Source organism: Azospirillum sp. B510 (assembly GCF_000010725.1).
GTDB classification, from domain to species: Bacteria; Pseudomonadota; Alphaproteobacteria; order Azospirillales; family Azospirillaceae; genus Azospirillum; species Azospirillum lipoferum_B.
This window is the reverse complement of record NC_013856.1, coordinates 37530-51378: the sequence shown is the minus strand read 5'-3', so window position 1 is coordinate 51378 and position 13849 is coordinate 37530. Positions and strand designations below refer to the sequence as shown.

Sequence of the window (13849 nt, the reverse complement as noted above, 5' to 3'; positions counted from 1 at the left end):
GTCCCCTCACGCATTGACGTCGTTGAAGCCGAAGGCGTCGCGCAGGCGGGCGAGCATGCCGCTGCCCTGGCCGCGCTGCCGGTCCTCCTCGTCCGGGCCCACGCCGTCCGGCATGTCCGGGGAACGGGCCGAGACCATGCGGCCGAGCAGCTCGCGCAGCGACGGCCGCCCCTCCAGCGCCTGGGCCAGCAGCGTCTCGTCGATCTCGTAGAGCAGCGCCGGCCCCAGGGTCCGCGCCGAACTGGTGCGCGCCGCCCCGTCCAGCAGGGCGCCCTCGCCGAACAGCGCGCCCGGCCCCAGCCGCGACAGCTCGATCTCGGTTCCGTCGCCGCCGGTGATGCCGAGCGCCACGATGCCCTCGGCGATCAGGAACAGCGAGCGGCCGGCGTCGCCCTGGCGGTACAGCGGCGTGGCGGCGGCGACCCGCTGCGGCCGGGCGCCGGCGGCCAGCCGCTCGCGCGCTGCCGCGTCCAGCGGCTGGAACAGCGCGGTCCCGGCGATCAGCGCGGCGGCGTCGGGCTGGGCGTCCACCGGGTCGGTCCCCCCCTCCACCAGCCGGATGTTGGCGTGGCGCTGCGCCAGCGTCACCCCGGCATGGCGGAGGACCGCATGGATGCTCATCAGCACGGCATGCTCCTGCGATTGCAGGAGCGAGCGGTCGGTCAGGTCGAAGGACACCAGGAACCGCATCCCGAACTCGTCGATGCCGTTGAACTTCACCCACACCAGCCCGAGCGTCTTGCGCCCGTCCACGCTCTTCACCAGCCGCAGCGCGTCGCTCAGCAGGTTGACGATCCGGTCCGGATCGTGGCCCAGCGTCACATGCAGCAGCATCTGGGCGATGAAGCGGTTGTTGGGGTGCGAGCAATTCTCGATCCGCGTGCCAGCCGCCACCGCGTTGGGGATGCTGACCACCGTGTTGTTGAAGGTCTGGATCTTGGTCGAGCGCCAGGAGATGTCGATCACCTGGCCGATCGGGGCGTCGCCCACCTTGATCCAGTCGCCCCGGCGGAACGGCCGCTCCAGGTTCAGCACCATGCCGGAGAAGATGTTGGACAGGTTGCTCTGCAACGACAGGCCGATGATCATCGCCAGCACGCCCGAGGTGGCCAGCAGGCTGGTCAGATCCTTCTGGAAGACCTGGGCGATGACGCCGAACACCGCCATGATCAGGATCAGCAGCGTGACCGTGCTCTTGACCACCTGGGGGATCGCCCGCTCGCTGGTCTCCTCCAGCGGATCCCAGACGAAGCGGTGCAGGGCGAGATTGATGAACAGGGCGGGAACCAGCCACCACGCCACGTCGAAGACGGTGACGACGGTGGCCATCGCCCGTTCTGCGTCGAACCGCGCGAAGCCGTCGATCAGCGCCATTTCGCCGGCGATCATGCCGACCCCGGTCGCCGCCGCCTCCACCAGCAGGAACAGGCGGGGGGACCGGCGGCCCGACTGCCACGCCTCCGCCCCTCGCAGGGCCAGCAGCAACAGGCAGGCGACCCACAGCCCGACCAGGGCCGGCATCCCGCCGATCTGACGGCGCAAGCCGCGGTCCTGCGGCTCGATCGACAGCTCGAAGCGGACGGACGGCGCGTCGCGCCCGGCCCGCCGCTCCTCCGGCCGGCTCTGCGCGCCGGGAACCACCGCGGGGATGTCTGCGGTCAGCACCGCATCCGTCACCGCCCAGTTCGACCCGGCGACCTTGCGCCCGCCGAGAACACGGGCGAGGTCGCGATGCGCGGCGCCATCCCCCTCGTCGGCGGCGAAGATCATCCGGTCCTGGCTCAGGTTGCGGCTGCGGAAGCGCAGGCCGACGCGATGCCCGCCCAGCGGCGGGCGGGCGTCCTGCCAGACATCCATCAGGAAGCGGCCGGTGACGTGGTAGAGCCGGTATTCCTCGTCGCCGCTGCGCGACTGCTCCAGCGGCGGCCCCAGCACCACCGGCTCGGTGGTGTCGAGGAACTGGATGTCGGTGACGGCGGCCGGGGGCGGACTGTCCGGGACGTTGCGATAGCGGAACCACAGGTCGAACTCGATCCGGGCCGAGCGGTTGACCGGATCGATGTCGGAGATGCGGCTGACCGACATGCCGACATGGACCACCGACAGCGGCCGCATCGACCCCTCCTTGCCGTCGGCGTCAACCGTGTAGCGCAGCTGGGTCAGGGCGGTGGTCGGGCCGTCGTCCGGCCCGGCGCTGTTGAACTGGCCGACGCCGAGCGCCCGTTCCGGCGTGCCGTCCTCGCCGAAATGCAGCGGCCCGGTGACGCCGGGCACCGCATGCAGGACCGACCGGATGGAGGCGAGCTGGTCGCGCACCATGCGCCGCGCCGACGCCCGCGTGCTCCAACTGGCCGCCAGCCCGGCCCGCTGCACGGCGGCGACCAGCAGCTGCCCGGCGTCGTAGGCGTAGAGCGCCGACCAGTTGCCGAGCGGCCCGAAGCGCGCCTCGTAGGCGGCGAGCAGGCGGTTCGCCTGCTGGTTGGCGATGTCCGGCAGGAAGGAGCTGATGACGTAGAGCTTCCCGGTATAGAGGCCGGGATGCGACGATTCGCGCGGCAGCCGCGACAGGCGCTTGCCGAAGGCCGGCGTCCCCAGCCAGCTCGGGCCGATGATGCGGTTGGTGATGCCGGCGTCGCGCAGCGCCTGGACCAGCATCACCGCCGGCTCCTCCGTCGCCAGCAGGGCGATGACCGTCTCGGGGGGCAGGCCGTTGAGGGCGATGACGAACTCCGCCATGTCGCGGGCGAAGCCGGTGCCGACCGGGTTGATCGCCGCCTCCAGCTTCAGCCCCAGTCCGCGCTGCGGCATGGCGTCGCGCAGGGGGGCCGCCAACCGCTCGACGACCGGCTGCGGGGTGCGCAGCAGCGCCACCGAATCGGACAGAAGTCCCAGCCGGATGTAATCCGCCATGAAGGCGGCCTCGCGCTCGTCCGAATGGGCGGTGCGGAAATACCAGGCGTTGTTGCGCGTCAGTCCGGTTTCGGTCGCCAGCGGCGACAGGGCGGGGATGCCGGCCGCCGCATAGATCGGTGCCGCCGCCAGCGAGGTGGCGGAGCTGTCATGGCCGATCACCGCCAGGATGCTGTCATCCTCCACGATCTCCGCCGCCGCCTTGCGGGCGCCGGGGGAAACGCCGTGATCGTCGAACGGCACGAACTGCAATTGCAGCCCGTCGATCCCGCCGGCGGCATTGACGCTGTCGGCCAGAAGCCCCAGCGCCCGCAGGATGTCCTGGCCGCCTTCCGACAGGTTCCCGGCATAGGCGACGCGGACGGTGCCGGCATTCTCCCGGATCGCCGACCGGGATGTCAGCGACGGCAGCGTCAATCCTCCGGCCAGCAATGCCGCCAACAGCAAAAGAACGGCGATCAGGCGCATCGGTAGGACAACCCCAGGACTCCAAATCGGCGGACGGACGGCGGGCATTCTCCATCCAGTAGGCCCGACGCCCCTGCGCCGATCAAGTCCCACGCGCGATCGGGAGCGGCAAATCCCCGCACGCCCGGTGATCGCTTACGCAAATGATGACGGCCTCACCGCCCGCCTACCCGAGTCGCGAAACAAAAGAGCGGGCGGCGAATCCGAAGATTCCAGCGCTTCGGCGATTCATTGTTTGTGGAGATAATGTCGGAAAAACCAACCACAACCAGAACGATGATGGTCTCGCTAGGGATGCCCCCGATGGATAGAGCGCGACTATTGTGGAAAGAATCCATCGGTTAGACTATGTTGACGGCTCTTTCCGGAGGAAGCGCGCAAAAATTGCCGACCGATGAACGGTCTGCTGAAGAGCGGCGGTGCGACGGGTCCGGAACGGGGGATGGCGGGATGACAGCGTGAGGACAGGCGGACGCCTTTTTCGTTCGTAAGCGTCGATATGCACTTGGCAACGCAATGGGTTGGGATTGAAATGACCGATACAGTCGAGGATTGCCGCCGGAAGTTCGCCGATCTGGTCAAGCTCAATGGTATTTCAAGCAAATATATCGAGCGCGATACCGAACGGAGAATCCTGGAGGATGGGGTCGTCCGTTGCGGCCTGACCCTGGAGGAGGCGCGCGGCGTCATGCGCTGCGTCGCCGACGATTACGATCTGGTCTTCGAAAGCGAAACCGACCGCCGGATCGAACAGGTGCTGGACAAATATGCCGGCAAGAAGGGCAAGGTCAGCAAGAAGCAGTTCAACCAGACCGCGTCGATCCTGCGCGACTTCTCCAACGACTCCATCAGCGAGGAAGAGGCGCGTCGCCACATCAAGCGCATCATGGTCGACAATGGCTGGCAACCGCGGCGGGCCGGTCTGATTCCGACCAAGCGCTGGTACCGCAAGATCGAAACCTGATCGCCACGCGGCTTTGAGCCTTCCGGCGGGGAGCGGCGCCCATGGACATCCTCGACCTGTTCGCGTCGGGAACCGTCATCCTCATCGGGACTCTTCTGATCGCGGCCCCGCTGATCATCTACCGGGGGCTGTTCGACACCGCCCGGCATTGGCACGCCTATGGCCCCGGCCGGGCCGGCGTCGCCGAGCTGTGCGGCTTCCTGATCGGCCTCTGCTTCATCCTGACCACGCCGCTGCCGGGGGGCGGGTTGAACGCCGATCTGCTGTTCGGTGTCGGCGGCCCCTGGGACCTCGACCCGCCGGCCTTCGAGGCGCTGGTCCTCGATATCCTCGACAAGGCGCCCGACCGGCTGGCCGCTTGGCTGGCCGAGCGGGACGACCGGCTCAACCTGACCCTGATCGTCGGCTTTGCCCTGGCCCTGCTGGGCGCGCGGGGGGCCTGGGGCTTCTACCGCGCCCATTGGCGCATGGCGATGCTGACGCTGGCGATGGATCTGACGCTGGCGGCGCTGGCGTCGGTGGCGACGCTCTACGCCATGCTTCTCGGCCTGTGGCTGCTCAACCGCCTGAATTTCTGGGCCCTGGCGGTGGCGGTGCTGGTCATGCAGGAATACCGCTACAATACGCTGGGCCTGTTCCAGAAGCAGCGTCACTTCCGCGCGCCGAAATCCATGCTGCCGCTGGGCGCCCCGGTGAGCGGCAACGGAAATGGCGGCAAGCGGATCAGGGCGGGGGGGTCAACACGTGCGACTGGCCGGAAATTCGGCGTTTGAAATGCGACCAGCATACACCGGCAGCCATCACCAGCCCCGCCAGAACCAGCGACAGGTAGCTGCTCCACAAGGGCGCGTCGCCGGGGAGCAGGCCCAGATGGCGCAGCGAGAGATAGCCGCTGTAGAGGATCGTCAAGGCGGTCAGCACCCCCGACAGGCGCAACGCCACCCAGGCGATGCGCAGATAGGCGGCGTAGAGGGCGAGCAGCAGCACGCCGACCGCGATCTTCACCGACAGCCGGCTGCCGTCCTCCATGCCGAGCCAGGCGACATAGGAATAGCCGGTGGGGTTCCAGGTGGCGAACAGCAGCAGGAAGCAGGTCAGGGTGCGGATCAGATAGCCGAAACTCTTCATGATGTCGTCCGGCCCGTCAGGCGATCAGGTTCTGCGAATCGACCTGACCGCTCAGGCGATAGCGGACAAGCGACCAGGATTGGCCGGCGCCCAGCACCATGGCGATGCTGCTCAGCAGGCCAAGGGAGCGGGTGGTGGGATCCGACAGGTCGATCACGCCGAAATCCCACAGGACCCAGCCGAAGGACGACACCACCGCGAGCACCAGAAGAATGCCGATCAGCTTCATCGACCGCCAGGTGGCCTGCGCATGGATGAAGAACAGGAAGGCCAGCACCGAGGCGCCGAACAGCTTGACCGTCCAGTGCCCCTGATCGCTGACGAGCCAGTCGTAATAGGAATAGCCGGACGGGTTGTAGATGCAGAAGACCAGCAGGACCGCGAAGATGATCCGGACGATGAAACCCGCTGTCGTCATCATGGCGGCGACTCTGCACAAATTTCCGGTTTTTCCCGTCGGCAGACCGTACGCCGCCCCCCTTCCCCGGTCAATGTCGGGAAAATCCCCGGTTCGCCGGCTCCGCCCGCGACAAGGCGGAACGCCGGCGAAAACCGCTTCGCGATGGATCGGCTGAGATGACCCCCGTGAACGTCCTGTTCGGCCGGCCCGCCGCCGTGGTCGCCAGCCTGGCGCTTGGCGCCCTCTTCCTGTCGGCGGGCTGGACGACGCTGCCGACCCGCCATGCCGCCGCCACCGTCAGCTACCAGCTGGCCGCCCCGACGGACGGGCCGCCGTCCGCCGATCCGGTGACCGTTCCGGTCTTCCTGATGCAGCAGGACCACGCGACCATGCGCAGCGGCACCGGCCTGCTGCGGCCGGACGGGCGGGTGGACATCACCCTGTTCGATCCGTCCGACCCGCGGCTGATCCATGGCAGCGAGGCGCTGATGTTCAACACCGAGTTCCGCGTCCTCTGGCTGCTCGCCACCGACGAGGAGCGGGCGCGGCTGTGGCGGGGGATCGAGACGGTGGGCCGCGGCCTGCGCGCCGCCATCGACGCCATCCTCGAATCGCCGGAATTCACCGGGGAGTACCGCGACGCCCTCCAGGAGATCGGCCGGCTGGCGATCGAGGAGGCGTGGCAGGCCCCCTCGACCCGCGCCACCTACGAGGAGTTCCTGCGCAGCGCCGAGCCGATGCTGCACGACATCGTCGGCCGCGAGCTGAAGGCCATCGCGATGAAGCAACTGGAACCGCTGGTGTGGAACCTGATCGGCGCCAATGTCGGGGCGGCGCTCGATCCCTTCCACAACCAATCCTGGGATCTCGCCCCCATCGATCAGGCGGTCGAGGCCATCCTGCGCGACACGCGCGAGGCGGGGCTGGTCAACCGGGCGGCCCGGCAGCTCGCCGACAGCTGGCAGGCGAAGGCCTTCCTGAAGACCTTCGCCGGCAATGTGGTCGACGCGCTGGCCCACCAGCAGCGCCTGCGCGACGTCGCCGGCCGCATGGTGAACGACCCGCGGCTGGGCGCCTATCTGAAGCCGGTCTCCGGCCCGGCCGGCGATCTGGCCCGTCTCGCCCCCGACCTGCTGTTCGGCGTCCAGGCCGGCGCCGATCTCAACGCGCTGGCCGCCCACACCTTCCAGGGTTTCCTGACCGGGCGCGGCGGCCCGCTGATCGTGCTGATGAGCGCCCGCCAGCGCGAGGACATCCTGACGCTGGACCGCTATTCGCCCCGCATCCTCCTGCATGCCGTGCCGCAATGACCCAGACCTCCCATGCCCTCGTCATCGAGGGGCTGACCATCGACCGGCCGAACGGCCAGCCGCTGCTGCGCGACGCCAGCTTCACCATCGATCCGGCGGAGGTGGTGCTGCTGGTCGGGCCCAGCGGCTCCGGCAAATCGACCGTCGTCAAGCTGCTCGGCGGCCTGCTGGAAAGCGGTTCCGGCGAATGGCGGGTGACGGGGCGGCTGCATTGCGGCGGACAGCCGATGGATCTGGCGACGGAACGCAGCCCGGTCGGCGGCATCGTCTTCCAGGACCACGCCCTGTTCAACGATCTGAGCGCCGTCGAGAATCTGCGGATCGCCGCCGACCATGCGGCGACGACGCCGGACGCCGCCCTCGTCGCCGGCGCCACGGCGTTGCTGGACGGCATCGACCCGGCCCAGACCGTCAGCTCCTGCAGCGGCGGCCAGCGCCAGCGTCTGGCCATCGCCCGGACCCTGCTGGCCGACCGCCCGGTCCTGCTGTTCGACGAGCCCAATTCGGGGCTGGACGTCGCGATGGCGCGGCGGCTGGGCGTGCTGATCCGCGACCTGTGCCGGTCGATGAACAAGCCGGCGCTGGTGGTCGCCCATCACGTCAAGGATCTGCTGCCGGTGGCCGACCGCGTGCTGCTGTTCGACACGCGCAACCATCGGCTGGTCGAGGTGCCGCGCGATGCCGAGGCGATCGAGGCGGCGCTGCTGCGGCTGGACGACAGCGTCGATGCCCCCGCCCGGCCGGGGAACCGGCGCCGGGACTGGCAGGCGGAGGTCGGCCACCGCTCCCGCTTCCATTGGTTCCTGCGCTACCTCGCCGAATATTTCTGGGAGCTCTGCATCTCGCCGCTGATGCTGATCTATATGGGATCGGGCGCCCTGATCATGGGCTTCGTCTCGATGTGGTTCGGCTTCCACTACAATTCCTTCGGCGGCTACCTGAAATCGCTGCTGCATGACGAGACGCTGGTCGGGCTGGGGCTGGTCCAGGCCACCGTCGCGGTGCCGTTGATCAGCAGCATCCTGTTCGTGGCGCGCAACAACGCCATCATCGCCGCCGACATGGGCAACCGCGTGCTGTCGTCGCAGTTCAGCGCCATGCAGAATCTGCGCATCACCGCGCGCGGCTACATCTTCTCCGCCATCCTGATCAACATGGTGGTGGGCTCGCTGATTCTGCTGGTCATCTCGCTCGGCATGGCGAGCTGGGCGTCGATGCAGACCTGGCACGTCCAGTTCCCGATGCAGAATTTCGAACTGTGGCGCGGCCATTTCTTCCGCAAGCTGCTGCCCGACGGCATCCATCCCTCGACCGGCATGTTGTGGGTTCTGCTGAAGGTGGCCCTCAGTTCGCTGCTCGCCGGCTGCGCGGCTATTGTTATCGGCTGCGGAAAGAAAGAATCGGTGCTCGAAATAAATGCCGCGATCGCCCGTTCGATCATTGTCGGCGTGACTCTGACCCTTCTGGTCCACGCGATCATTTCGATTCTGACACTTTGATGAGCCGGCTATTCGGATATTTCCCGATAGCGCGGGAACTCTTTTGAGGTAACATTGAGGGGAGTGGGTACCGTGCAACGGGGAAGCGGATCATGATCACGGATGCGGACGTCGAAAAGCGAGCCGCCGCACAGGACTCGAAGGCATCGGACTTGAAGACAGCGGACTTGAAGACAGCGGATTCCGGGACGCCGGAGGGCGAGCCGGACGGCTGGGTTCACTCCGCCCAGGCGATTCCCCCGTCGCAGATCCCGATCCTGCCGCCGCTGCCGGCCCCGTCTTCCGACCGGCGGGCCTCGTCGCTGCCACTGATCCTGTCCTCGGTGGCGCTTGCCGCCACGCTGACCGCGCCCTACTGGTCGCCGCCGCTCTACCGGCTTTTCCGGCTTCAGCCGGCCGGGTTGGAATGGCAGGCCCGCCAGGAGGTCGAGACCGGCCGTCTCGCCCGCTCCGTCGCCGAGCTGGACCGCAAGGTCAGCGAGCTGACGGCGACGCTGGCCAAATCGACCGAACAGGGCGCCTCCGCCAACGCGGTGATCGCCAACACCGACGCCCGGATCCGGGTGGTGGCGCTGCTCCAACTGCGCGCGACCCTGCGCCGGCCGGTTCCCTTCGACGCGGAGCTGAAGGCGGTCCGCGCGCTCGGCGGCAAGCTGGACGAGTTGGAGCCGCTGCTGACCGCGGTGGAGGCTTACGCCGCCAACGGCATCCCGGTGGAAAGCCAGCTCCGCCAGGATTTCGCGGCGGTCACCGACGCCGCCGGCCGTGCCGATCCCCGGCCGCTGCCGGTCAAATGGCTGTCGAACGTCACCGGCTGGAGCCCGGTCGCGGTCGAACCGGAGGCGGTCCGGCCGGCGATGATCGCCGAACAGGCGCAGGCGCTTCTGGCCGAGGGCAATCTGCCGGGCGCCATGGCGCAGTTGAACGCGCTCGACCTCGCCTCCACCGGCCCGGCCCGTGGCTGGATGGAGGATGCGCGGGCGCGGATCGCCGCCAACCAGGCGATCGACCGCATCGCCGAGATGGTGGTGACCAGTGTCGGCCGGATCGCCCCCAAATCCTGAGAGCGAATCCTGAGGCTGTCCTGCCGCCAGGATACGGCGCCGGCGCGGTGGCCGATGGGAAGAGAAAATTGGCAAGGTGTGGCTGGATGAGTTCCAACTCCCGAAGGGTCCGCCTGCTCGGCTCCGTGATCGCCGCATCGCTCTGGACGGTTTCGGCCGCCGCCGCCAATCCTCCGGCACTGGCGGTGGCCGCACCGCCGCCGCCGGCAGCGGCGGCTGCGCCCGCAACTGCGCCCCCAACTGCGCCCCCTGCCGCCGCCCCGGCCGCGGCAACGGAGGGCGGATGGCTCGACAGCTACAGCCGCGCCGTCTTCAGCTTCAACCGCCATCTCTATGACGGGCTCGACGCGGTTGGCGACTGGATGCGCGGCGGGGCGCCGGCGGCACCGCCGGATCCCAAGGCCGGCAGCGTCCAGAACGTGATCTCCAATCTGGTGAACGAGCCGCTGACCGTGGTCACCAGCACGGCGATCGGCGAATTCGGCAATGCCTGGCGCTCGGTCGAGCGCTTCGGCATCAACAGCACGGTCGGCGTTCTCGGCTATTACGACACCGCCAGCCAATGGGGCTTCACCCCGACCCACACCGACCTCGGCCTCAGCCTGTGCCGCTCCGGCGTGGGGGAGATGGGCTATGTCGTGCTGCCCTTCATCGGGCCGCGCACCGGCCGTGACGCCATCGCCGACATCGTCCTGATGAACGCCGTGCTGTGGACCTTCGCCGGGGTGGCGGCCGGCACCGGCGCCAGCCTCCAGACCATCGTCATCGCCGAGACGGTGGAGGTGGCCGCCGACATCACCGCGACCCGGCAGTTCGACATCGAAGCGAAGAACATCCGTCTGGCCGATTACGACGCCACCCGTGCCGCCTATCTGAAGCAGCGGCGGGAGCGCTGCGCCCAACCGATCCAAATCGCTCCCGCCAAGGGGCCGGTTCCGGTTCCCGCCCCGCCGCCACCGCCCCGGCGCGTCCGCTCGTCGCCCGAGATCGCCTTCCCCGAGGACAGCCGCCCGGGACCGCGCAAGGGTCAGTCCCTGTTCCAGGACTTCGCCGTCGCGACGCGATAGCCGGACGGTGGCGCATCCCGGCCGGCACGCGCGAGCTTTCCAGGATCCTGGACCTCCGTCGGCGTCATTCCCGCGAAGGCGGGAAACCAGCCATTTCAGCCGCTTTGCGCGAAAGTTTCCCGGATCCCCGCCTGCGCGGGGATGACGGTCGATCAGGGCCATGCTTGGCTTCGACAGCAAGCGAACCCGCCGACGAGCGCCCCCTCCCCGCACCCCGGACGCCTGCAATAATTGCAGCCCGCTCGCCGGAGAAATAACCGCAGATTGCGTGTGGCATAGGGGTTGTCCGAATTGACCCAACCTCTCCTTTATAAATAAAATTACGAACAATTGATCTTAACATTTGAGAAAGGAAGATCCATACCGGGTTTTCGGCCGGAACCCGCTCGCCTTGTCTCTGACACCTTCCATGATCTTCTGAAATATACGCGTCTTTTTCTCGTTTGAAAATTTCCCGTAGGCCGAACAATTCCCCCGGGGGAGGAAACACAGTGACACAATCAAGAATGACGGGGCCGGTGCTGACGGGCCGGCGGCTGGCCGGCACGCTGCTGGCCGGACTGCTGATCCTTATCCTCGCCCAGACCGCCACGCCGTCATGGGCGGCGGCCGACGCGCCTCCCGCCGCTCCCGCCCCCGCCGCCGCCACTCCAATGGCCGGGGAAGCCGCCGCACCGCCGGCGGCGGCGGAAAAGCCGGCCGGGCCGACCGAGGTCAAGGTCGGCATGTATGTGACCCAGCTTCTCGATTTCGACATGTCGAAGCGGTCCTTCTACGCCTCCTTCTGGATGTGGTATCTCCAGGACAATCCCGACTACGACCCGCATGCGACGGTCGAGGTGGTGAACGCCAAGTCGGACAGCGTGAAGTTCGCGGCGCTCGACACCAGCAAGGGCATCCGCTGGCAGCAGGAAAAGCACAACACGGTGCTGGCGGAGGATTGGGAGATCGCCCACTTCCCCTTCGACCGTCAAAAGCTGGTGATCGCCATCGAGGACGGCCAATCCGACACCGGCCGCATCCGCTTCGTCGCCGACAGCAAGAACAGCCGCATCGATCCCGCCGCCACCGTTCCCGGCTGGACCATCGAGGGCTTCGAGCTGACGGCCCAGGACGTGACCTACAACACCTCCTATGGCGATCCGACCCTGTCGGAGGACAGCGTCTATTCGCGGGTGGTCGCGACCATCACCGTCAAGCGCCAGGGCGTGCGCCTGCTGTGCAGCCTGTTCGTCGGCTTCGGCGTCGCCTTCCTGTTGGCGCTGCTCACCTTCTTCCTCGATTTCGAGTCGATGGCGGGATCGCGGATCGGCCTGTGCGCGGCGGCGGTGTTCGCGGCGGTCGGCAACAAATACGCGCTCGACGGCTATCTGCCGCCCGCCTCCACCTTCACGCTGGCCGATGTGATCGTCAGCACGACCTTCGTCGCCATCCTGCTCGCGGCGCTGGCCGTGGTGCTGATGCAGCTCACCCACAAGCGCTGCCCGCGCTTCGCCCGCGCCGCCAACCTGCTGCTCGGTCTGGCGGCCCTCGCCGGCTATATCGGGACCAATGGCTATGCCATCGCCTCGGCCGTCTGACGGCATGGCGGAGGCGAGCGTGACGGTTCTCGTCGCCGGGCGCCGCTGCCTGCTGCCGGCCGACCGCCTGGTCTCCGTCGATCTGGCGGTTCCCGCCGCACCGATGGCCTTCGCCCCGCCCGGCTATGAAGGGGTGGTCTTCAGCCAGGGCGTGGCCGCCGCCCAGATCGACCTGTGCGCGCTGAATGGCGGGGAGCCGGGCTCCGGCCGCTGGAGCCTGCGCTTCGACGGCGCGGCCGGGCCGCTGTCGCTGCGGGTGAAACGGATCAGACCGGACGAGAGCGGGACCGATGAGGGTGAACCCGACCAGGGCGGGACCGGCGCCGGCCCCCTGGACATCGACCCCGACACGCTGACCGGCGGGCTGGCCCCGGCGGCGGCCCCGGCTCAGCCGCTCCCCGCCCTCACCGATGGCGCGGCCGACACGCTCGACGTCCTGATGGTCGGCAGCGGCGGACGGCGCCTCGCCATTCCGGCGACGCTGGTCGACAGCGTCGGTCGTCCGGGGTCACTCCTGACCGCCCATGGCGCCTCCCCCCGGCACCGGCGGGTGGTGGCGCTGGACGACGATCTGTTGCCCGCCCACTCGCTGGCCGGTTGGACCGGTGGCGAAGCGGGACCGGAGGAGGAAGGCTGGGCCGTGCGCCTGCGCACCCCCGAGGGTGACATCGCCCTGACAGTCGCCGAGCTGTTCGGCCTGCGCAGCCTGCCCCGGCCGGAGCTGACCGCCGTCGCCACCGATGGCGGCGCCTCCCTGTGGTGGCGGGCCGGAGATGACGGCTACGGCCATCCGATCCAGATCATCCGCCCCTCGGCCGGCGGCATTCTGCCGATGGACTGGCCGATGGACTGGCCGGCGGAGGCGGCGGGGCATCCCGCCCGCCCGTCCGTCCGCCCGCCCGTTCGCCCTCTGGCGCTGCCCTCGGCGGGCCATAGCCATGTCGCGATCGCCGCCGGGCCGCTGACCCTGGTCGCCCCCGCCACCCTGGTGCTGGAGGTGAGGGAGAGGCCGGAGCCGCGGGATCTGAACCCGACCCGCCTCCCCGGATCGGTCGCCGCCTTCGACATCGACGCCGCCCTCGGCGGACCGTCCGCCCCTTCCGGCTGCGTGGTGCTGAAACGCGATGGCCGCCGCCCCGTCGCCCTGCTGTCGCGGCGGATCGGCGCCAGCGGCGCCAGCGGCTGGTGCCCGGTACCGCCGCTGCCCCGACCGCTGGCGCCGCTAATCGGGGCGGTGCGTCCGTCGCATCCGTCAACAGCGGAAAGCCCGGCCCTGGACTGCCTGCTGCGGCCGGACGCCTTCAACCGCCCCTGGCGGCTGGAAGCAAGGGACCGTCCCTGGCGGCCGGATTCCCAGAATTCCCGAGATTCCCAACACACCATCCGTGAAGCCATGCGGGCGTCCTTCGCCGGCTGGCTGTCGATCCGTTGAGCGGACCCCGCAGGAGTACCCCGGCGC

General features: G+C 68.7%; 11 protein-coding genes. 8 read left to right on the top strand and 3 right to left on the bottom strand.

Annotated features, from left to right (window positions below):
- Positions 1 to 6: 6 nt before the first annotated feature.
- Positions 7 to 3378 carry an ABC transporter substrate-binding protein gene (locus AZL_RS21580; RefSeq protein WP_042444963.1) on the bottom strand — a complete coding sequence of 1124 codons (3372 nt, stop codon included), beginning with the start codon at positions 3376 to 3378 and terminating at the stop codon, positions 7 to 9.
- A 532-nt stretch (positions 3379 to 3910) separates the two neighbouring features.
- Here AZL_RS21580 and AZL_RS21575 point away from each other — a divergent pair.
- Positions 3911 to 4342 (top strand): hypothetical protein, encoded by a 432-nt coding sequence (locus AZL_RS21575; RefSeq protein WP_042444961.1) that lies wholly within the window; start codon positions 3911 to 3913, stop codon positions 4340 to 4342.
- A gap of 41 nt (positions 4343 to 4383) precedes the next feature.
- Positions 4384 to 5115 (top strand): hypothetical protein, encoded by a 732-nt coding sequence (locus AZL_RS21570; protein WP_012976580.1) that lies wholly within the window; start codon positions 4384 to 4386, stop codon positions 5113 to 5115.
- Here AZL_RS21570 and AZL_RS21565 read toward each other — a convergent pair.
- Together AZL_RS21565 and AZL_RS21560 are read right to left on the bottom strand one after the other, a co-directional pair.
- Positions 5066 to 5470, bottom strand: coding sequence for a DUF6524 family protein (locus AZL_RS21565; RefSeq protein WP_012976579.1), 405 nt, complete (start codon positions 5468 to 5470; stop codon positions 5066 to 5068). The genes AZL_RS21570 and AZL_RS21565 overlap by 50 nt on opposite strands.
- Positions 5471 to 5486: 16 nt before the next feature.
- Positions 5487 to 5891, bottom strand: coding sequence for a DUF6524 family protein (locus tag AZL_RS21560; RefSeq protein ID WP_012976578.1), 405 nt, complete (start codon positions 5889 to 5891; stop codon positions 5487 to 5489).
- A gap of 155 nt (positions 5892 to 6046) precedes the next feature.
- On the opposite strand from AZL_RS21560, the gene AZL_RS21555 reads away from it, so the two are divergent.
- From AZL_RS21555 to AZL_RS21530, 6 genes are all read left to right on the top strand, one after another.
- Positions 6047 to 7180, top strand: coding sequence for a hypothetical protein (locus AZL_RS21555; RefSeq protein ID WP_012976577.1), 1134 nt, complete (start codon positions 6047 to 6049; stop codon positions 7178 to 7180).
- A complete protein-coding gene (locus AZL_RS33575) occupies positions 7177 to 8679 on the top strand; it encodes an ATP-binding cassette domain-containing protein (protein ID WP_012976576.1) in 1503 nt (500 codons plus the stop codon). Before AZL_RS21555 ends, AZL_RS33575 begins: the two co-directional genes overlap by 4 nt.
- 167 nt (positions 8680 to 8846) lie before the next feature.
- The gene (locus AZL_RS21545; protein ID WP_148219574.1) at positions 8847 to 9743 is read left to right on the top strand and encodes a COG4223 family protein; all 897 of its coding nucleotides are present in this window, start codon (positions 8847 to 8849) and stop codon (positions 9741 to 9743) included.
- An 86-nt stretch (positions 9744 to 9829) separates the two neighbouring features.
- Entirely contained in the window at positions 9830 to 10810 is a 981-nt protein-coding gene (locus tag AZL_RS33570) for an MlaA family lipoprotein (protein WP_052293736.1), read from the top strand.
- Positions 10811 to 11301: 491 nt separating this feature from the next.
- A complete protein-coding gene (locus AZL_RS21535) occupies positions 11302 to 12390 on the top strand; it encodes a hypothetical protein (protein WP_012976573.1) in 1089 nt (362 codons plus the stop codon).
- A 19-nt stretch (positions 12391 to 12409) separates the two neighbouring features.
- Positions 12410 to 13822: a chemotaxis protein CheW gene (locus AZL_RS21530; RefSeq protein ID WP_158306005.1), complete on the top strand. Its 1413-nt coding sequence runs from the start codon at positions 12410 to 12412 to the stop codon at positions 13820 to 13822.
- The last annotated feature ends 27 nt before the right edge of the window (positions 13823 to 13849 follow it).

What these genes read in the sequence shown, in the direction of transcription:
- AZL_RS33575 (WP_012976576.1), top strand. Translation starts at nt 7,177, where the DNA reads ATGACCCAGACCTCCCATGCCCTCGTCATCGAGGGGCTGACCATCGAC.
- AZL_RS21565 (WP_012976579.1), bottom strand. Translation starts at nt 5,470, where the DNA reads ATGAAGAGTTTCGGCTATCTGATCCGCACCCTGACCTGCTTCCTGCTG.
- AZL_RS21580 (WP_042444963.1), bottom strand. Translation starts at nt 3,378, where the DNA reads ATGCGCCTGATCGCCGTTCTTTTGCTGTTGGCGGCATTGCTGGCCGGA.
- AZL_RS21575 (WP_042444961.1), top strand. Translation starts at nt 3,911, where the DNA reads ATGACCGATACAGTCGAGGATTGCCGCCGGAAGTTCGCCGATCTGGTC.
- AZL_RS33570 (WP_052293736.1), top strand. Translation starts at nt 9,830, where the DNA reads ATGAGTTCCAACTCCCGAAGGGTCCGCCTGCTCGGCTCCGTGATCGCC.
- AZL_RS21560 (WP_012976578.1), bottom strand. Translation starts at nt 5,891, where the DNA reads ATGATGACGACAGCGGGTTTCATCGTCCGGATCATCTTCGCGGTCCTG.
- AZL_RS21570 (WP_012976580.1), top strand. Translation starts at nt 4,384, where the DNA reads ATGGACATCCTCGACCTGTTCGCGTCGGGAACCGTCATCCTCATCGGG.
- AZL_RS21555 (WP_012976577.1), top strand. Translation starts at nt 6,047, where the DNA reads ATGACCCCCGTGAACGTCCTGTTCGGCCGGCCCGCCGCCGTGGTCGCC.